At 38.6% G+C, this 17759-nt stretch carries 27 protein-coding genes; 25 read left to right on the top strand and 2 right to left on the bottom strand.

Going from position 1 to position 17759, the window contains the following annotated elements; translation table 11 throughout:
* The first annotated feature begins 118 nt into the window (after positions 1–118).
* From P8596_RS17965 to P8596_RS17950, 4 genes are all read left to right on the top strand, one after another.
* Positions 119–406, top strand: coding sequence for a hypothetical protein (locus P8596_RS17965; RefSeq protein WP_159362465.1), 288 nt, complete (start codon positions 119–121; stop codon positions 404–406).
* 313 nt (positions 407–719) lie between these two features.
* The gene (locus tag P8596_RS17960) at positions 720–1019 is read left to right on the top strand and encodes a hypothetical protein (RefSeq protein ID WP_279724526.1); all 300 of its coding nucleotides are present in this window, start codon (positions 720–722) and stop codon (positions 1017–1019) included.
* Between the two features lie 186 nt (positions 1020–1205).
* Positions 1206–1667: a nucleoside 2-deoxyribosyltransferase gene (locus tag P8596_RS17955; RefSeq protein WP_159362464.1), complete on the top strand. Its 462-nt coding sequence runs from the start codon at positions 1206–1208 to the stop codon at positions 1665–1667.
* Between the two features lie 217 nt (positions 1668–1884).
* Positions 1885–2829: a beta-propeller fold lactonase family protein gene (locus P8596_RS17950; protein ID WP_279724525.1), complete on the top strand. Its 945-nt coding sequence runs from the start codon at positions 1885–1887 to the stop codon at positions 2827–2829.
* A 227-nt stretch (positions 2830–3056) separates the two neighbouring features.
* Here the strand turns inward: P8596_RS17950 and P8596_RS17945 are convergent, their stop codons facing one another.
* Complete coding sequence (locus P8596_RS17945; RefSeq protein ID WP_159362462.1) at positions 3057–3485, bottom strand: hypothetical protein; 429 nt, start codon at positions 3483–3485, stop codon at positions 3057–3059.
* Positions 3486–3694: 209 nt separating this feature from the next.
* Between P8596_RS17945 and P8596_RS17940 the strand changes: the two genes are divergently transcribed.
* The 8 genes from P8596_RS17940 (at position 3695) to P8596_RS17905 (ending at position 9807) form a co-directional block, all read left to right on the top strand.
* Entirely contained in the window at positions 3695–4606 is a 912-nt protein-coding gene (locus P8596_RS17940) for an alpha/beta hydrolase (protein WP_252189210.1), read from the top strand.
* Between the two features lie 37 nt (positions 4607–4643).
* Complete coding sequence (locus P8596_RS17935) at positions 4644–5168, top strand: cysteine hydrolase family protein (protein ID WP_201449558.1); 525 nt, start codon at positions 4644–4646, stop codon at positions 5166–5168.
* A 47-nt stretch (positions 5169–5215) separates the two neighbouring features.
* Positions 5216–6205 carry a S66 family peptidase gene (locus P8596_RS17930; RefSeq protein WP_159362461.1) on the top strand — a complete coding sequence of 330 codons (990 nt, stop codon included), beginning with the start codon at positions 5216–5218 and terminating at the stop codon, positions 6203–6205.
* A gap of 243 nt (positions 6206–6448) precedes the next feature.
* Entirely contained in the window at positions 6449–6970 is a 522-nt protein-coding gene (locus P8596_RS17925) for a P-loop nucleotide/nucleoside kinase family protein (RefSeq protein ID WP_159362460.1), read from the top strand.
* Positions 6971–7149: 179 nt separating this feature from the next.
* Positions 7150–7890: a GNAT family N-acetyltransferase gene (locus tag P8596_RS17920; protein WP_279724524.1), complete on the top strand. Its 741-nt coding sequence runs from the start codon at positions 7150–7152 to the stop codon at positions 7888–7890.
* Positions 7891–7998: 108 nt separating this feature from the next.
* A complete protein-coding gene (locus P8596_RS17915; RefSeq protein WP_159362458.1) occupies positions 7999–8793 on the top strand; it encodes an aminoglycoside adenylyltransferase domain-containing protein in 795 nt (264 codons plus the stop codon).
* A gap of 105 nt (positions 8794–8898) precedes the next feature.
* Entirely contained in the window at positions 8899–9366 is a 468-nt protein-coding gene (locus tag P8596_RS17910; RefSeq protein ID WP_159362457.1) for a GNAT family N-acetyltransferase, read from the top strand.
* A 156-nt stretch (positions 9367–9522) separates the two neighbouring features.
* Positions 9523–9807: a hypothetical protein gene (locus P8596_RS17905; protein ID WP_279724523.1), complete on the top strand. Its 285-nt coding sequence runs from the start codon at positions 9523–9525 to the stop codon at positions 9805–9807.
* 103 nt (positions 9808–9910) lie between these two features.
* On the opposite strand, the gene P8596_RS17900 is transcribed toward P8596_RS17905, so the two are convergent.
* Entirely contained in the window at positions 9911–10483 is a 573-nt protein-coding gene (locus P8596_RS17900) for a dienelactone hydrolase family protein (protein WP_279724522.1), read from the bottom strand.
* A 213-nt stretch (positions 10484–10696) separates the two neighbouring features.
* Here P8596_RS17900 and P8596_RS17895 point away from each other — a divergent pair, with 213 nt between their 5' ends.
* From P8596_RS17895 to P8596_RS17835, 13 genes are all read left to right on the top strand, one after another.
* A complete protein-coding gene (locus P8596_RS17895; RefSeq protein ID WP_159362456.1) occupies positions 10697–11074 on the top strand; it encodes a hypothetical protein in 378 nt (125 codons plus the stop codon).
* Between the two features lie 61 nt (positions 11075–11135).
* A complete protein-coding gene (locus P8596_RS17890) occupies positions 11136–11630 on the top strand; it encodes an AAA family ATPase (protein ID WP_159362455.1) in 495 nt (164 codons plus the stop codon).
* Between the two features lie 147 nt (positions 11631–11777).
* Positions 11778–12767, top strand: coding sequence for a phosphotransferase family protein (locus tag P8596_RS17885; RefSeq protein WP_159362454.1), 990 nt, complete (start codon positions 11778–11780; stop codon positions 12765–12767).
* 101 nt (positions 12768–12868) lie between these two features.
* The gene (locus P8596_RS17880) at positions 12869–13285 is read left to right on the top strand and encodes an NUDIX hydrolase (RefSeq protein WP_061809440.1); all 417 of its coding nucleotides are present in this window, start codon (positions 12869–12871) and stop codon (positions 13283–13285) included.
* Between the two features lie 52 nt (positions 13286–13337).
* Positions 13338–13775: a VOC family protein gene (locus tag P8596_RS17875; protein WP_279724521.1), complete on the top strand. Its 438-nt coding sequence runs from the start codon at positions 13338–13340 to the stop codon at positions 13773–13775.
* A 15-nt stretch (positions 13776–13790) separates the two neighbouring features.
* Complete coding sequence (locus P8596_RS17870) at positions 13791–14444, top strand: DUF3108 domain-containing protein (protein ID WP_279724520.1); 654 nt, start codon at positions 13791–13793, stop codon at positions 14442–14444.
* Positions 14445–14462: 18 nt separating this feature from the next.
* A complete protein-coding gene (locus P8596_RS17865) occupies positions 14463–15353 on the top strand; it encodes a hypothetical protein (RefSeq protein ID WP_279724519.1) in 891 nt (296 codons plus the stop codon).
* A gap of 13 nt (positions 15354–15366) precedes the next feature.
* Complete coding sequence (locus tag P8596_RS17860) at positions 15367–15567, top strand: hypothetical protein (protein ID WP_279724518.1); 201 nt, start codon at positions 15367–15369, stop codon at positions 15565–15567.
* Between the two features lie 53 nt (positions 15568–15620).
* Entirely contained in the window at positions 15621–15965 is a 345-nt protein-coding gene (locus P8596_RS17855; protein WP_061809436.1) for a hypothetical protein, read from the top strand.
* Between the two features lie 14 nt (positions 15966–15979).
* Positions 15980–16192 (top strand): DUF3951 domain-containing protein, encoded by a 213-nt coding sequence (locus tag P8596_RS17850; RefSeq protein ID WP_279724517.1) that lies wholly within the window; start codon positions 15980–15982, stop codon positions 16190–16192.
* 82 nt (positions 16193–16274) lie between these two features.
* Entirely contained in the window at positions 16275–16646 is a 372-nt protein-coding gene (locus P8596_RS17845) for a VOC family protein (RefSeq protein ID WP_279724516.1), read from the top strand.
* A gap of 139 nt (positions 16647–16785) precedes the next feature.
* Positions 16786–17103, top strand: coding sequence for a PadR family transcriptional regulator (locus P8596_RS17840; protein WP_061809434.1), 318 nt, complete (start codon positions 16786–16788; stop codon positions 17101–17103).
* Positions 17090–17656 carry a DUF2812 domain-containing protein gene (locus P8596_RS17835; protein WP_279724515.1) on the top strand — a complete coding sequence of 189 codons (567 nt, stop codon included), beginning with the start codon at positions 17090–17092 and terminating at the stop codon, positions 17654–17656. The genes P8596_RS17840 and P8596_RS17835 overlap by 14 nt, the downstream gene beginning before the upstream one ends.
* The last annotated feature ends 103 nt before the right edge of the window (positions 17657–17759 follow it).

The raw sequence follows: 17759 nt of genomic DNA, 5'->3' as shown, positions 1-17759 counted from the left end.
GATTGGAGGTAAAAAAGGTGTGAAAGGGTTTAGGTTAATTTATCTATAACTCACCCTATTTTTTGTCTTATGTGGTTGCCAACAACAACAAGTGTTGAACGATAAGGAAGAGCAATACGTGAAGGAAACAAAGAGTGATCTAACCCAGGCATTAGATGTCAGGGAGGCTGTTTGGGAGCAACTTACAGAAAAGCAAAAAGAACATATCGCAGGATCTTGGAAGGATGCAAGTGTTCAAAAAATAACACTTCGGGAGTCGATGGGGCAAATTAAAGATAAAACGTTTATTGGAAAAGAAGTTTATCTTGTGGATTATCCTTCAGAGGATAATCCATCATTAGGTGGGATTGGGGTATATGCAGATATAAAATCCCATCGTATAGTTGGATTTGGTTACAGAGATTAAACAAGTAACTAATTCCAAAGGAAATAAAAAAGGGAACTTTCAGATAAACAAACGCCTCGTGTTTAGGTCACGGGACGTTTTTTTGTATGGAAATTATTGAAGTGAAGAACCAGACTATACCTCAATTAATACGTTCCATTTCACCGGTAAATGATTTCATACCTTCTACGCTTTTCACATGTCCCATCTGTAAACAAAAGTTGATATTAAGTTTATCTTGGGGTTTTACAATGAATAGCGAAGACTAGAAGGAGGTTACATGATGAAAAAATGGTTGTATCCCATTACAGACTAGGTATCGACAAAGAGGGGGATGTGGATAAAACCGATTCATGCACACATTTTGCTGGTCGGCTGGCTTTCCGTTTTCGCCTGGGGAATTTTCTACAAGGTCTATACGATTAAATACAAAAAGCTGGTCGCGATTCATAGTATTTTCGGGATGGCGGGAGCGCTGGGGCTGACAGTAGGCATGTGGATGTACAACTTGAATCCATTTCAACTGAATGAATCCTTCGTCACCGTGTTTTTTATCGTGGGGGGAACCCTACTGCTGCTGGCATTTTTATTGTTTGTGGTTATTACGTTCATGGTAGAAAGAAGGACAGCATAGGGTTTCTTTCCTCTAGGGGGATGGGCTGGCAATCTGACGATTGCAGAGAATCACTCTTAAACATTTGTGGGACCGAGTATGGACAATAATACATACTCGGTTTTTTCTTTTTCAAGTTAAATCGTACACATGAACCTCAAGTTTCCTTAATATGATACGTAGTAAATACGTCTCAGAGGAGGTCCCATGGAGAGCACGATCATCAGAAACGTCAGAGTATTTATCGCAAGCCCCTTCTTCAGCGAGGAACAAGTCGACCGGGTACAAAGGCTGGAACAATCACTCATGCAGAATCCGTATGTGTCGGAAATCTTCTCCGCACGGTTTCATCAATACGAGCATCTTGAATTTGGGTCAAAAGAGTGGAGGCGGAAAGTGTTCCGCAATGACTTGAGAAACTTAAGACGTTCAGATGTGCTGGTGGGCATCCGTGATTATGAAGGCAAGTATGTGGACAGCGGAACCGCATTTGAAATCGGGTACGCAAACTCAATGCGGAAGCCCATTCTGTTAATCAATGAGAAAAATTCAGTCATGAATCTCATGATGGCTGAAAGCTTGCACGCCTACTTCACGAAAGTGGAAGAACTGGCGACGTACGATTTTCACCGGATGCCGAAAGCTCCGTATGAGGGGCCGGTGATATGATGGCTGAATGGCAAGTTGCCGGACAGAGGAATACAAAAGATATCGCCTTCTTTCATTTTTGAAAGGAGGCGATTTATTATTTTGTTGGGTATTCCGTTATAGGACCCGTTTTTAATAGAAGGTTTACCCGCAAAGAATAATCCCTCCTCTTAAAATCACAAACTTTTTCTCTACTCATATACTAGTTAGTAGTGGTGGTATTTTAAGGAGGAGTACGATGAGAAAGAATAGGAAGAAGCACGTCCATCATAAAAAGCTTTTTGCTTACGTAACGAACTTTGGGGAAGATACAATTTCGATGATAGATACCAAAAACGATAAAGTGACGAGTACGATTCCTGCTGGAAGTCAACCAGATGGGATTACGATTTCCCCTCTAGTTAAACATGCATATGTGTCCAATACTGAGAATAACTCTGTTTCCGTTATAGATCTTTCCAGACATAAAGTGGTCAATGAAATCCCCGTAGGTGAGGGGCCGGTTGGCCTAGCTGCGACACCTGATGAAAGAAAAGTGTATGTAGCGAATTTCGGTGGTACAACCGTCTCCATCATTGATGTCTGTAAGGAAACTGTGAAACATATAGAAGTAGGAGATAACCCATTTGATGTGGCCTTTAGTCCAGATGGAAGAAAGGCATATGTTGCTGTAACTATAAGTAACTTCATTGCCGTCATCGATACAAAAAAAGAATCAGTGATCGATAGGATCCCTATTACAAATGGAGAATTCCCACGAGATCTTGCGGTAACTCCAGATGGAAAAAAGCTATACGTGGCCAATCGTGGGAGAGGTGAGCCCAGCACAGTTTCTGTTATTGATCTAAAGGAAAATGTCGTAACGAATGCGGTCAATGTAGGGATTAGACCGAATGGTGTAGCCATTACTCCAGATGGGAAGAAGGTTTATATCACGAATATTAGTAGTGACGATGTAACAGTCGTGAATGTATGGGATGATTCCATTATTACAACGATACCTGTTGGAGATGGTCCAACGGATGTTTGTATTACCCCCGATGGGAAAAAGGCTTATGTCACTAACTATAATGCAGGGACAGTTTCGGTTATTTGTATTAAAAATGATATAGTCATGACTACGATTACGACAGGAAAGCAAACAAGCGATTGTGCTATTGGTCCTTCATGTTATCCTCTCTGAGCCATGGGGACAGGTCCATTGGCTCTTTAAAGGAGAAGAGGTGCCTGTCCATGTTGTGCTTTTGCCACTTACGTATAAAGAAAATTCGACACCTTGGCATGATTATCGTCATTCTCGCATGAATCTTCTATATATATCTTTTCAAATGTATTGAATAAGAATTTTTATAGGAAAAACTTTCAAAAAGCGTCCCTTGGTCCGGCCACGTGACGCTTTTTTATTTTGCACTATACCTTTTTTAAGTTATTGATAAGGCTGGGTAAGACAAAACCTAATAAACTAACCCCATAGACAAGTAATATACTCAATACGATGGACAATAACGAAGGAGCGTCCGTAATATAATATGTTATGCCATATAGCGGTCCTATATAGATAATAAAGAATAATATGGTTGGGAACAGGAGCTCAAGTAAATATCCTATTACACAGGCAGCTAACCCTATTCCAAAATAACCGCTAATGAAGGGGAGAAATTGCTTTTCTTTTTTAAACCCCATAAATACACCTAGAAAACCCCAAAGCGCTAATAATAAGATGGATAATAATGTCTTAAAATGAGTTGGAGGAAAACTTTTCAAAAACTCCGAAAAACCTACGAAATTAATGGTAATGGAAATAACAATAATAATAATAAAGGGCTTAATCATTTTCATAAAGAAACCACCGTTTGTTAGTGTAATTTTACACTAAAAGTTACATTATGGATATAGGGTTGTTGTATTATCCTTCAGTAAATTCATTTTAGAAATAACCTTCCCCATCAAGATATGAAACTGACAAGAAAACACTTCTTACAATGAAAGTGAAGTATTGCTCAGAATCACAAAATTTGAAATAATTGGCATTAGGAGTTGCGAAAGGATTGAGAGCTATTAACCAACTAATCAAAATCAACGACCATAAAGTGGAAGTTCTTCTTAAAGGGAATAAAGGTCCGCTGGTAATTATCCTTACAGGGATGGGCTGCTCATTTGAGGAGTGGTATGAGGTAACACAAACGTTAAGTAAAACGTGTAGAGTCCTAACGTTTCACCGGCAGGGACTGGGGCAAAGTGAGATCGGGAGTGGTGTTCAAAATACAGCATCCACCGTTCGTGATTTAGAAGAAATACTCCATCACCTTCAAATCGACGAGCCATTTTATTTAATGGGACACTCGTATGGCGGCCTATGTGTTCAACACTTCGCTAAAGTTCATCCTGAAATGGTGGCCGGAGTGATATTAGTAGATTCGACTTCTGTTGACTTAAAAGAATTAGAAAAGCTTGATCTACCTGTTTTAAATCAAGACTCAGATCAATCGTGGATTAAAAAAAGCTTGGAGTATTCAAACAAAGGTGAGCGTGAACTAATGGACATACTGAAGCCTTCACTTAATGAAAAGCAAAGTCAATTTCCAAAGACTATTCAGCAAAAACTATTGGTTTTTCAGGTGAAGCCATTACTCTATAAAGCGATGGCTTCAGAGATAAAGGAATGGACGAAAGATGCAGAAGTTATTAAAAGTTTAGGAGATTTTCCTGATGTTCCATTGATTGTAATTGGACGGGACAAGGAATACACGATTGAATCTGAATTGGACAATGGCATACCCCAATGGGAGTTGCGAGTATTTGAAGAGAAATGGGAAGAGCTTATCATCAACCAGAGTAAATTGTCATCGCAGGGTGAATTAGTGTTTGCGGGCCATTCGGGGCATTCTGTGTTTCTCGATCGACCGGATCTGATTATTGAGAGTGTACATAAAATGGTACAACGTGTGAATAGAGGATGAAGTGTGTCGAACCTACGCTTATTCAAGGGGGAAAATAATGAAAAATGCACTACTAGTTATAGACGTTCAGAATGGGATGTTTCAGGAAGGTAATGTTGTGTACAAAGGAGAAAGATTACTTCAAACTTTGAAAAATTTAATAGAAAAAGCACGCTCAAACGAGGCAGCGATATTCTTTATACAACATAATGCTCCTGCTGGAAAACCATTAGAGTATGGTACAAAGGGTTGGGAGATTCATCCTGAAATCACTCTAGCTCCTCAAGATATCAACATTCAAAAAACGACTCCAGATTCATTTTATAATACTTTTTTAGATGATGAACTGAAAAAACAAGGGATTGAACATTTGATCATTGCGGGAATTCAAACAGAAGCATGTGTGGATACAACGTGTAGAAGAGCCTTTAGTTTGGATTACAAGGTCACTTTAGTTTCAGATGCACACAGCACTTGGGATTCGCAAGATATCACGGCCCAACAAATTATTAACCATCATAATGGAGTGTTGCGTTGGTTTGCAGATGTCTACCCAAGTAACGATATTACGTTTGATAGTTGATTGTAGAACTATACATATTGTTTAAACAATAAAGGACGGTGGCTTCCATGAATAACTTAAACCCAGGTGACAAAGTGGGGATCTTCACTCCATCCTCACCAGCAACAGTTACAGCAAGGAAACGATATGAAAGGGCAAAATCTTTCCTGGAAAGCAAAGGTTTATGCATAGTCGAAGGGAACTTGACAGGAAAGGCTGAAGGGTATCGCTCAGGTACCCCTAAAGAGCGCGCAAATGAATTAAATGAGTTATTGCGAGATCCAGAAATAAAAATGGTGATGTCCACGATAGGCGGTACCAACTCTAATAGCCTTTTACCTTACATAGATTACGAAGCGTTCATAAGAAATCCGAAGATCGTAGTAGGTTACTCAGATGCAACGGCTATCCTTCTTGCTCTTTATCATAAGACAAATATCACTACTTATTATGGTCCCGCATTCATTCCTTCCTTTGGTGAATTTGAACCATTAGTGAATGATACGTACCAATACTTTGTTAACTACTTTATGACAGAAAGCAGTCTTCCTTATGAAGTTCCCATGCCTACATATTGGTCTGATGAACCTGTAAATTGGTTAGACAAAACAAAAGAAAAAACTTTATATCGAAATGAATGGATAACAAGAAACACCGGAGTCGCGGAAGGTCGATTAATAGGTGGAAATGTAAATACGATGTATGGTTTTATTGGTACGGACTATTTCCCTCCTATAAAAAAGGGGGATGTCTTGCTGATAGAGGATTGTGCGAAAGATGCGTCGATAGTGGAAAAGAACTTTGCTATGTTAAAACTGCACGGAATCTTTGAAAAGGTGTCAGGAATCATTTTGGGGAAACATGAGGGATATGATGATTTAGGAACGGGCAAGAAGCCAATCGATATTCTTATGGAACAACTAGACGACAAAGAGATTCCTATTTTAGCTGAGTTTGATACATGCCATACTCATCCCATGCACCCTTTGGCTATAGGAAAGAAAGTGAAAGTAGATACAAAGACAAAGTCAGTCCATTGTATTGAAGCGTGGATCTAGATTATCTCGATTCATAAACTTTAATTCGTTATCTGGAATTCAAGTTATCATCGGAGGACTTATCCTGAATAAGGATGAGCTCCTTTTTTATTGAAAAATTTTCTTGAGTAAGATGCTTGGATTTGAAATAATTGGAATTGGGTTTAAGTGATAATATACCGTAGGAAAATCATTCTCTAGGAACGATAAGTATTTATATTATTAATTTCAAATTAGATTACAACTATAGCGAGGGATTCAAATATGTTTTTCATTCAGATGTCCGGTTTTCCAGGCTCAGGAAAGTCTACACTTTCTAGACAAATTGCCAAGCGCACAGGAGCTGTACTCATTGATCACGATATTGTTAAATCAGCTTTATTAGAATCCATTGAAGCCGAAATCGATAACAGCTTAGCTGGGAAAATTTCTTACAATATTGATTGGTCATTAATTGAGTTTCATTTATCCCAAGGTCACAATGTCATTTTTGATAGTCCTTGCTTATATGATGAATTAGTTCGTAAGGGCACGAACTTATCTGCTAAATATAATGCTACGTACAAATATGTTGAATGTTATATCGATGATGTAAAGGAAGTTAATTTTCGATTAAAAAATCGAGATAGGATGACTAGTCAAATAAAAGAAATCACTTCAGAAGAAGCATTTAGATATACCATCAATAACAGTAAAAAACCAACCGATATCAAATGCCTGTTAGTAGATACAAGTAAACCTCTGGAAAGCTATGTTGAGGATGTTTTAGAGTATGTGAAGGAGTGAGTTTTCTTACTGTAATTAAATAACTAAAGGTCCGTTAACCGATCTGACAATAGAAGAGGCTTATCCGTAAAAGGATTAGCCTTTTTCTAGTTTCAATTTTTTCTTGAGAATGCCTCTTTATTTTGAAATAATTGGTATAAAGATGAAAGTACAGGTTAATGGGAAGGGGTGACGCGAAGATGATGAAAAAAGCTTTTAGCCCAGATTTAATGGCAAGAATAAAAATGATAAAAGGAGAAAACTTTGTAACGGTTGAAAATACAAAAAATCTGACGAACCACGAACTAATCCAACTCATCCCATATTTATTGAGGAATTCATCTATTAAAACTTGCAAAAATGTAAATATCCTCGTGGATAGTCAATGTAGCAAAGAGGTTGTCTCCCTTTTGAAAGAGTATGAGTTTACGCTACATGACGAAACCGTTACTGTTCAAAAAGTACTTGATGAATCATCCAACATGCAAGGTGGCTTCACATTAAAGGACTTACACGAACTTCCGACAGCTGAGTTTAAAAAGGTCTGGGAAGCTTCGATGGAGGGATCACTAAATTCACCATCTTCATTAAATATCGATGAACAAATGCGAAGCGTAGAGGTGGAACTGGGTCCTAACTATAAGAAGTCTTGTATGGTTGCTTATGAAAATGGAACTCCAATCGGAGTCACGATGCCTCATATAGAACCTGGAACGTTAGAAGAGGGAAGGATTTTTTATTTCGGGATCCTTCCAAGCGAAAGAGGGAAAGGGAAAAGCAAACTTCTCCACCAACAATCGCTAGAAATCTTAAAAAAAGACTTTAACGCTTCTTATTACATTGGCTCAACTGGACACAACAACCTCCCGATGCTTAAGACATTCCAGAATAACGGTTGTACGGTGTTAGAACGGAATAAAGTGTTTAAAAGGAAGAATTGAAACATAGTGTTGAGTAGTTCTTAATGTAGCGGGGACAAATACATAAGGTGAGCTTCAATCAAGTATTGTCTTGTATTGGGGAGGTTAATGAAAAAAGGAGAATAGTAGATGAGCTTAATGGAGTCGTTCTCAGCTGAAGTTGAAAGTATTATTGCAAGTATACAAGAAGAACTTACTACTATATTAAACGATAACCTTGCTGGATTGTATATTCACGGTTCCTTAGCAATGGGGGGATTTAATCCAGACAAAAGCGATATTGATTTATTAGTCGTCACGAAAAAATCTATTACAGTTGAAACGAAAAGGAAGTTGGCTAAATTCTTTTTGACTTGTTCCAATTCCCCATACCCAGTCGAAATCAGTTTTATTAATACAAAACAATTAAAAGATTGGCAGCACCCTTGTCCATTTGATTTCCATTATAGTGAGTTCTGGAGAGAGCGGTATGAACATGATTTAGTAAGGAACACACACGAGTTTTTAAGTGAAGGTAGTAGCACTGATCCGGATTTAGCAGCCCATATCACAATTTTACATAATAGGGGGATTTGTGTGACAGGTAAACCTATTGCAGAAATCTTTCCCATAGTTCCGCGTTCAGATTATCTATCGTCAATAGTCGGAGATTTTCAAGAATGTCTAGATCGCATTCAAGAAGACCCCGTTTATTGCACGCTAAATATGATTAGAGTGTTCTGGTATGTAAAAGAGGGAGTCATCTCTTCAAAGGAAGAAGCTGGATGTTGGGGGTTAGCGAACTTGCCGAAAGAATTGAGTAGCCCCGTTAATAAAATAATTGAATGTTATTCGAGTGAAAAAGATGATTGCGAATTTGAGAATGATGAACTATTAAGGTTTAGGAATTATGTTGCTAATAATGTTCAGATCATTTTAAGCTAAGCCTTTAATGACTTAGGATCAGCTAATTGCCCCGTTACTTCGAATTGAGATACCGATTTTGAAAGCACATAGAACAATGATTTTCTTACTTAAACAGGAGGCTTTATGACTTATAAATTTAATGTTATGACACAAGAACAGGCAGAAAATATTGCATTTAAATGGCACTATGATGGCGATTATTCATTTTACGATATGGAAGCGGATGCAGAAGACTTAGATGAATTTCTAATACCGGAAGAACGAGGGAATACAACGTTTGCTGTTTCAAAAGATAAGGAACTGGTTGCCTTCTTCAGTGTTAGTAAAATAGCTGACAGAATTTTTGATATTGGGTTAGGGATGAGACCGGATTTAACTGGAAAAGGCAATGGGATCGAATTTCTAAAGGCAGGTATGAACTATGTACAATCAGAATTTAAATCTGAAAAAATCACATTATCAGTAGCAACCTTTAATCAAAGAGCGATAAAACTATACAGAAAAGTTGGATTTAAAGATGTAGAGACTTTTATGCAAGATACAAATGGTAGCACATTTGAGTTTCTGAAGATGGAATATACATGTTATTAACTCTTCATAATGTAACTGGGGAGAGGGCTGAAGATGATTTTTTGTTGCTTCCTTTTTAACGAAAAGGAAGCACAAGAACCGTCCCTGTGCTTCCCTAGCTAACAGTGAAGGTGGATGAATAATAGTATAAACAATGATGATTAAGAGGCGATTAAAATGAGAATAGTTAAGATTATTTTTGGGACTATTGGAAGTGTAATCTTAGGCTTCCTATTTATGGGGGGATTAGACTTAGACGATATAAAATTTCAAAAGAATATACGGAAGTTAAAAAAAGAGGGGTGGTTCAAGGAGCTTAGTGATAATGGTATGTATTATGAACGGATATTTCATAATGAATCAGTGCGAGAATACTTACTTCAGGAAAATATTGTTGTAAAACTAAAGAATGATGAGGAAGAAAGATATAAGTTAATATCGCTAATCAAGTCATCATCCTGAATTAATTAGTTGAACATTCAAACCTCGGGATGCTTGGTGCTTCCTTATAATCATAAGGAAGCACAAGAACCGTCCCTGTGCTTCCCCTATGCTTCCTGGTGGACTATGCTAGAAACTCAAGAACCCGCTTGATCACTAACTTCGTCGCATCGGTATCGTATGTAGGTATACTGCTGTCAGTAAAGAGGTGTTCCTTGCCCTCATACAGAAAAAGCTCAGCGTGATTTGCAGATTTCACAAGTTCCCTTGCTGCATCGATGTCGCCGTCTTCAACGAAGAAAGGATCTTCATTCATGGCATGAATTTGCACGGGCAAGTCGACTGGCCATGGAGATTCGAACTCGGAGGTCGGTAGGCAGGCATGAAAAAACAGTGCGCCTTTTGATCCTTCACGTGTTTGAGCGAGCTGCTGTGCTGCCGGGACACCTAGTGAAAATCCAGCATAGACGACGTCTTGAGAAAGGTCGTCGGCTGCCCGAATGCCACGCGCAGTCACTTCTCCAAATCCTATTTCCTTCACAAATCCTAAGCCCTCCTCCAGTGAGGAAAACGTGCGGCCATCAAATAAATCCGGTACATGTACAATATGCCCCGCATCTCTCAATTGATCGGCGAATGCTTCAATTCCCTTTGTTTTGCCTAAAACATGGTGGAACAATAAAACTTCTGCCATCATTTTCTCCCCCATTCAAATATGTCTTCAGTATAAATTTCGACAAAGATACTGTTTGACCTGCCAGAACCTTACTTTCTTACATAAGGTCTAGCTTTGAAAAGAATTGTTAAAATTTTCTTGCTTTATATCAGCCTCATTTGAAATAATTGGGATTGAAGGTTTCGACTATATTAAACGAAGTTATGCCGAACAAGAATATTAGGAGGCGCAATCATGAAAGGAAAAGAATTAGTAGAGGCGGTAGACTTTAAAAAACTGACGATCGTAGAATTACAAATTAAATTCGAGGAACTAAAAGATAAATACCCAGAAAAGAAGATGATCTTTCTTACCCAATCTGCCACCATCGAGGCTGATTTCCAGATGCAGCTAGCAGATCATGTAGAAGAGGAACCTATACTAGGTCGAGCTCTGCAAGAATATGAGCTTAGTCCAGAAATAGACATTACAGACAAAACAATCGTAAATTCTTCTGCTTGTATTTATTTAACGGATGTGAAGCTAACTCCTTTAGCATCACCGAATTCACCTATTTATCTAGAAGAGTTTATTTTGTTTTCAGACCATTTATTAGGGTTAACAACTACATAAGTTGTTCTATTGAAGGCGCCTACCAAACCTGGAGAATATATTTGTGAAAGGAGGCTTTAAATTGGGCGTTAAGAATTATCTAATTGAAGGGGTTTCTTGCACCGGTAAAACTACCGTCTGCAATGAATTGCAGCGGCGGGGGTATCAAGCCATTCATGGTGACCGGGAATTGGCTTATCAGGGCAATCCTGAAACGGGTGAAAAGACCGATACTGCCTCTCACGAGAACCATATATGGGATGTGGATAAGGTAAAAGAATTGGTCGATAACAAGAATGAGCCAGTAACATTTTTCTGCGGCGGGTCCCGTAACTTCTCGAAATTTATTGATCTATTTGATGGGGTGTTTGTTCTCGAAGTAGATAGTGAAACATTACGGCGACGACTGGACGAGCGACCAGAGAATGAATTTGGAGGGAAGAAGTCGGAACGGGAGCTCATAGTTCGTTTACATAAGACGAAAGAAGACATTCCAAGAACTGGGATGATCATTGACGCAACTAAACCAATTGAACACATAGTCGATGAGATCGTTCTTCATAGCGAAGGAAATTAGCTAAGGTAAAGCATTGCTAAACCAACTGAATGGTGGTCAATTTATCTCAGGCGATGTTGATCAAATTAGAAAGAAATAATCTTCTTTCAATAGAATGTCTGTAACAAGGAATGAGTATGGAATAGGTCCAAGCTGGGGGCAGAAAATTTGAATGTAGCAGTACATAAAACAGTAGAACAACTGATTAAGAAAAATAAAAGAAAAGGCACAGAAATAGAGATAAAGAATTTACAAACAAATAATGATGGGTTTAATAATAACATTGCAATGTTTCATCTTACTTATTTCCATGATGAGGGGGTATTTAGTGAGGGTGTTGTCCTAAAAGAATTTAGCGAAATTCGGAAGCTTACTAAAGAATTAAAACTTCTTAGGAGTAATTCTGTAAATTCCTTTATCAGTACTCCAACTGTCTATTTTGTAGATATTGAAAAGGGAATAATGCTGATGGAATTCGTTGAAGGGGATACTTTGGACAGATATATCACATCCGATTCAGCAGATAAGGAATTAGCGTTTGGGAAATTTGGTGCAACCCTTGCACAAATTCATTCCATTTGCACTGAAGAGGTTCATAACGATATCGATTTCCGACAAAAAAAGGATATCCACTTTTATATAGAAAGTTTAAAAAATAGAGTCTCAAAGTTTGAAAACTCTATTTACGTTAATTCCCTTCAAAACATATCGAAGCAGTTTAGGGATGTTGCATTTACTGAAGCCTTAAATCACGGAGATTATCACTTTGGGAATACCATCCTAACGAATGAAAATATATTATATATTTTAGATTGGGAAAAAGCTTTTATAGGAGATCCTCGTTTCGATATAGCGAAAAGCCTTACATTCGGATATTCGTGGTATGGAGTGTGCTTCAAAGAAATGATACTAGATGCTTATCAGAGCATCATTAATAAGAAAATTGAACATTTGGAGTGCTTTGAAGCTTTATCAAGTTTTGACTCATTTACTAAAGTGGTGCCCCTAATACAAGGTGCAGATGACTCGCATATTCGTGACAGGTCTTTTGAGTGGTTAAAGCGACGTTATGAATTGTTTGTAAAACATAACGGAACAAGAATCAAAGAAGCGGAAGAATACTTACTATCTAAAGGTTTATCATCGAGTATTTTGTAATATCTAACGGGGGCAATCACTGAAGAACAGCTAATTGATCCGGCTATTGCCATAATCGCAGGATAGATAAAAATTGAATTTGTTTTTAGGGGGATTATTTTGTGTTTGTAGTCAATGTAGAAGGTGCTATTCACCGAGATGGAAAGTGGCTATTAATTCTTAGAAGTGAAAAGGAGGAACACGCTGGAGGCACTCTTTCACTCGTAGGCGGGAAATGTGAAGTTGAAGGAGTTTCATCAGATATTCTAGAAAGAACTTTGATCCGAGAGATTTTTGAGGAAGTAGGTTGCGAGGTTACAGGGCTTAAATATGTAAATAGTTCTTCCTTTGATACTGACTCAGGGATCCATGTAATTGATATCGTTTTTCTGTGTCATCACAAAACTGGAGAACCTTTCGCTAAAAGTACTGAAGAAGTTGATGATGTCATTTGGATGACGACCTTAGAAATTCTTGCCCTTCCGGAACTACCTGTATATCTAAAGGAGAATATTAAACTGGCGGACAAGATGCTATAAGATCATTTGTATGTTAATTGTTAGCAATGCATAAGAACATAGGAGGACTAACATGAAAATCAACAGAATGGATCATATCAGTATCAACGTAAACGACCTTTCAAAGGCTAAAGAGTTCTTTGTTGATTTAGGACTTGAGGTTAAAGCCGAATGGGAGATGGATGGAGAGCTGCTAGACACGGTCGTCGGCATGAAAGGTGTGAAAACGTCATGCGTAGGAATGGGATTACCGGACGGTCTCACATGGTTAGAGCTCGTCAAGTATCTTACACCGTCAGATGAAAAAGGTATTCAGCAAACCTTCCCCAACACATTAGGTATCCGGCATATTTGCTTTGCTGTTGAGGATCTTGAAACCATGGTTGCCCATCTGAAAAGAAAGGGTACGGAAACCTTTAGTGAGATCCAGCAATATGAAGAACGTTATAGACTGTGCTACGTACGTGGTCCGGAGGGGATTATTTTAGAGCTGGCGGAGGAAATCAAATAATAGAGGGATGTAGAAATGGAAAAGAGTATAGCACAATCGATGAAAATAAGTGCAGAGGCACTAGTTGAGACTGAAGATGTAAAGGACATTTTTCTTATAGAAAACGGAAAAGAAAAAAAGGTTGGTTCCACCACGGAGAAGGTAAAGTTTGTTCGTATCAACGGCCGGGAAGCAATTGAGAGAGTGCAAACATTGAATTCCGGCATTATAGGCAATAGAAAAAGTATCACTGTAATGGAAAAAGCAACGTGTAAACCTATTTCATTCACTGATTACGTAAATGGCAGTCAACTTGTAAAAGCCGAATATAGTGATGGAGAAGTACATATCGCAATTAAAGATAATGAAAAAACCATCAAGCTAAATGAATACTATGTTGACACATTTTCTGTGGAGCTTATATTGCGTGTGCTTCCTTTGAAGCCTGGTTTCTCCCTGCAAATGAATGGTTTCAATGCAATTCTTGAGTCAGAAGTTGATATTCACATTCAAGTAGTCGAGGAAGAGTATATCAAAAGAGGGTTTGAGGAATTTGTTGATGCTTGGAAGGTGAAAACGTATTTTGGAGAGATCTTTCAATACTATTGGATTGATCCAGTCAACAAGGAGCTGCTGAAACAGTCTTCTCAGATTGGAGATGGACTTATATTGGAATTCCGCAGAGAATGACGACAGAGGTGAATAAAAATGAAAAGAAAGCTCCAGCCAACACAAGACATATTAAAAGAATGGATAAAGGCATATGTACCAGATAAAGACCTCTTTTTCCTCCCAGAGACCAACCTTGCCAGTTTTAAAGAATATCTAAGTAATATCTTAGTGGTGCCCCACGAAGAGTTCAAAAACCATTCCACTTATAAACAGGTTCAACTTGCAAACAGCTATGAATATTGGAATCTATCAACGGAAGTTAAGTATGTACTGGTGACACCTCCAGGTTGGATGAATCATCTACCAGCTGAGAAGATAAACGAACTCTTTCAGATTCAAGTGGAAGTGAACAGGGGATTGATTCATCCGATCTCTGACTTCTCTGTAGACACATCATCCATTGGTAACAATGTTGTTGAAGTGAATGGAGAGAAGTATCTAGTCCTTCATAAAGCGATGTGGGAAGAACTCTCTTATGGTTATAAAGAAGAACTCATAACAGATATTGCCCAAGAATGGGGGGAATGGACTTGCTATGATGTTCCGACCAAAACGCCTCCACACTTAATTAAGTTTGCGAACACCTTCCCATCCACAGCAGGTAGTAATTGTTTATCGGCCACACTCTTCGCTATCACTAAACAGGAATGGATCATACATGAATGGGTCCATCCTCAAACGTTTCTTCAAAGCTTGGAAAATGAGGATTATCACTTAATCTCTTCTGAAGGTAGTAGAGCAGGTGATGTGCTTACATGGGAGAATTCAGACGGAATCATACAGCACGCCTCTTACTGCATAGACGGACATTTCTTCTTTAACAAAAGTGGACAGACCTTTTTTAATGCCTGGAGTATTGTGCATTTTGATGATCTTAAAGAAGATTGGGGTCACTATCATATGAAGATCTTCCGGAACCATTCATAGGGAGGAGCGTACCATGAATACATTCAAAGAACTGTCCTCAAGTTTTTTACTGATCATTAGCTGGTTTCTGTTTGCCATAAGTGCGTATCTCCTTTATTGGACGGTCATAATGCCTGAATATGTCATCATTCCGTTCCTTCTTTTTGTAGCTGCTGGTCTGCTGTGTTTTTACAGTTCAAGAAAGCTTGATGGTAGAAAGAAAGTTCATAATTAAATTTATATAAATCTTCTTGGATTCCAACGGTTAGGAAGGAAGTGAAGGGGAAAATGGAAGTATTTAAAAAGATCGTCAATCTCCTTAATCGATTGAAGCAAGTATTTTACTCCTATGATGATGAAGGTTTCTCGACTGCTGAAAAAGAATACATTGATCGTATCAAGAATGCCAATCCCTATGGCATTTTTGTCCTGATTTTTGGTGGGATCTCCTTCGCATTCGGACCCCAATATGTCATTTTCCCGATCATCACTTTGACGGTAGCCTTCTTTACAATCTGGACCTTTGATAAAGAAACAGAGGACAACCCGTGGACATTTCTTCTGGGGACCGTTCTATCTCTCACAGGATTGTATATGCATATGGTGGGAGCGGTTCATGTTCTCATTCTTTAAGGGGGGAAGGGGCGATGGAAATCATTAATCGCATTCAAGAAATTGTATCAATGGGACTTGCATTTGTTGTTTATCTTGCCATACCGGCGTTTATTATCATTAGAGCCATCCGAAAAAAGAAACTGCCCAACAATCAATACACTCCCCTGGACGATATCCTGGACGGGAAAGTGAGAGATCCTGAGGAAGAGAATGATGGCGCAAAGAATGGACTAAGAAATGAATGATATGGAATTTTATAGAAAATTAGAGGAGAAGGGAATACAGAAAGCGAACTACTTGATAGATCAGTATAAAGGAGAGAAGGATTTGAATAAATCATTCATTGAACAAGTGCATTATATTAGAATCCCCGTCAAGAATGTCGAGCAGTCAGCACATTGGTACAGAGATATGTTGGGTCTAGAGCTATTAAACGTTAACGAGGAACTGGCCGCCATTAAGGTAAATGAAGGACCGTTCTTACTGATCCTCATCCCAACAGAAGATGAAACGTTTGCCCATTTTACAGTGAATCAGGAACAGGAATTCAGCATTGGCTTTACAAGCCCGAAGCTGGGTGAATTTCATCAACACTTAACGGATCACGGGGTAAAGGTCGATGAGATAAAAGAAGATAGCGGTCATGCCTTTTTCAATTTTTACGATCCAGATGGCAATAAGCTGCAAGCCCACTGGTAAGATCAAGCCGATTTCCGAACGTAGCGGAAATCGGCTTTTTTTAATGGAATTTCAAAAATATGGTTGACTATTCAGTTGAACTGTATTATCTTGTTAGTAAGCTGAACTATATAGTTGAACTGAATAAAAGGGTGAGAACATGAAACATAAATTATTGCCATTATCAGAAACGATGCATTACATTTTATTAGCTCTCCGTGAGCCACTGCACGGTTATGCAGCCATGCAGAAAATCGAAGAAATGAGTAATGGGACCGTTGTGTTAGCGGCCGGTACATTATACGGTGCGATTGAGAACCTGAATAAACACGGTTGGATCGAACCTGTTGGACATTCAGGCAGGAGAAAGATTTACAGTATAACTTCAGAAGGAAGCGCCATTTTGAAAATGGAGCAAGAAAGGCTCCTGCACATTGTATCCTTGTATGAAGGAAGTGAAGCGATTGAAGAAGTTTAAATGGTTCATCAATATTGAAAAGGAAGAACGCTGGCTGAATGAACAGTTGCAAAAAGGCTATCGGTGCACGAACATCAGTGGACTGGGAGTCTACACCTTTGAAAAAACCGATAAGAGCTATGTGATGAGACTGGACTATCAGGATTATTTATCCAAGAAAAAGCTGGAGGAATATAGAGCGATCTATGAGGATTTCGGTTGGAGCTACCTGAAGGGGTACTGGCTGAGTGGGATACGGTATTGGCAGAAAGAAAGCGATGATCAAAATGAAATCTTCTCAGACCGAGAATCAAAGAGTCAATACTATAAACGGCTCATGGGCTATTCCTTTTGGTTTGGCATGATCTTTCTCATCTATTCGTTTGGCTATTACAAGGATCCGGAAATATATCATGAAGGTCTTTGGAATATGGAAAATGATTTGTTTTGGAAAGCGTTTCTCTTTGAAACGCCATTTGCCCTGTTGAAACTGTTTCCTGCTTTTATGGTGGTTTTATTGGCAGGGAGTTATTATAAGGCTTATCGGAAGTATACAGTGTTAAAAGAACAATAGATGGAACAGGGCTTATCCGGGGAGGATAAGCCCTTTTTATTGAAGTTTTCCTTGAGTAAGCTGTGCGATTTTGGAATAATTGGTAGTAAGTTACATAATTTCA

Origin of the sequence: Rossellomorea sp. DA94, assembly GCF_029834455.1 — a bacterium.
Lineage (GTDB): Bacteria > Bacillota > Bacilli > Bacillales > Bacillaceae_B > Rossellomorea > Rossellomorea vietnamensis.
This window is presented reverse-complemented; position numbering and strand designations above follow the sequence as displayed.

What these genes read in the sequence shown, in the direction of transcription:
- P8596_RS17960 (WP_279724526.1), top strand. Translation starts at nt 720, where the DNA reads ATGTGGATAAAACCGATTCATGCACACATTTTGCTGGTCGGCTGGCTT.
- P8596_RS17955 (WP_159362464.1), top strand. Translation starts at nt 1,206, where the DNA reads ATGGAGAGCACGATCATCAGAAACGTCAGAGTATTTATCGCAAGCCCC.
- P8596_RS17950 (WP_279724525.1), top strand. Translation starts at nt 1,885, where the DNA reads ATGAGAAAGAATAGGAAGAAGCACGTCCATCATAAAAAGCTTTTTGCT.
- P8596_RS17945 (WP_159362462.1), bottom strand. Translation starts at nt 3,485, where the DNA reads ATGAAAATGATTAAGCCCTTTATTATTATTATTGTTATTTCCATTACC.
- P8596_RS17935 (WP_201449558.1), top strand. Translation starts at nt 4,644, where the DNA reads ATGAAAAATGCACTACTAGTTATAGACGTTCAGAATGGGATGTTTCAG.
- P8596_RS17930 (WP_159362461.1), top strand. Translation starts at nt 5,216, where the DNA reads ATGAATAACTTAAACCCAGGTGACAAAGTGGGGATCTTCACTCCATCC.
- P8596_RS17925 (WP_159362460.1), top strand. Translation starts at nt 6,449, where the DNA reads ATGTTTTTCATTCAGATGTCCGGTTTTCCAGGCTCAGGAAAGTCTACA.
- P8596_RS17920 (WP_279724524.1), top strand. Translation starts at nt 7,150, where the DNA reads ATGATGAAAAAAGCTTTTAGCCCAGATTTAATGGCAAGAATAAAAATG.
- P8596_RS17915 (WP_159362458.1), top strand. Translation starts at nt 7,999, where the DNA reads ATGAGCTTAATGGAGTCGTTCTCAGCTGAAGTTGAAAGTATTATTGCA.
- P8596_RS17910 (WP_159362457.1), top strand. Translation starts at nt 8,899, where the DNA reads ATGACTTATAAATTTAATGTTATGACACAAGAACAGGCAGAAAATATT.
- P8596_RS17905 (WP_279724523.1), top strand. Translation starts at nt 9,523, where the DNA reads ATGAGAATAGTTAAGATTATTTTTGGGACTATTGGAAGTGTAATCTTA.
- P8596_RS17900 (WP_279724522.1), bottom strand. Translation starts at nt 10,483, where the DNA reads ATGATGGCAGAAGTTTTATTGTTCCACCATGTTTTAGGCAAAACAAAG.
- P8596_RS17895 (WP_159362456.1), top strand. Translation starts at nt 10,697, where the DNA reads ATGAAAGGAAAAGAATTAGTAGAGGCGGTAGACTTTAAAAAACTGACG.
- P8596_RS17875 (WP_279724521.1), top strand. Translation starts at nt 13,338, where the DNA reads ATGAAAATCAACAGAATGGATCATATCAGTATCAACGTAAACGACCTT.
- P8596_RS17870 (WP_279724520.1), top strand. Translation starts at nt 13,791, where the DNA reads ATGGAAAAGAGTATAGCACAATCGATGAAAATAAGTGCAGAGGCACTA.
- P8596_RS17865 (WP_279724519.1), top strand. Translation starts at nt 14,463, where the DNA reads ATGAAAAGAAAGCTCCAGCCAACACAAGACATATTAAAAGAATGGATA.
- P8596_RS17860 (WP_279724518.1), top strand. Translation starts at nt 15,367, where the DNA reads ATGAATACATTCAAAGAACTGTCCTCAAGTTTTTTACTGATCATTAGC.
- P8596_RS17855 (WP_061809436.1), top strand. Translation starts at nt 15,621, where the DNA reads ATGGAAGTATTTAAAAAGATCGTCAATCTCCTTAATCGATTGAAGCAA.
- P8596_RS17850 (WP_279724517.1), top strand. Translation starts at nt 15,980, where the DNA reads ATGGAAATCATTAATCGCATTCAAGAAATTGTATCAATGGGACTTGCA.
- P8596_RS17840 (WP_061809434.1), top strand. Translation starts at nt 16,786, where the DNA reads ATGAAACATAAATTATTGCCATTATCAGAAACGATGCATTACATTTTA.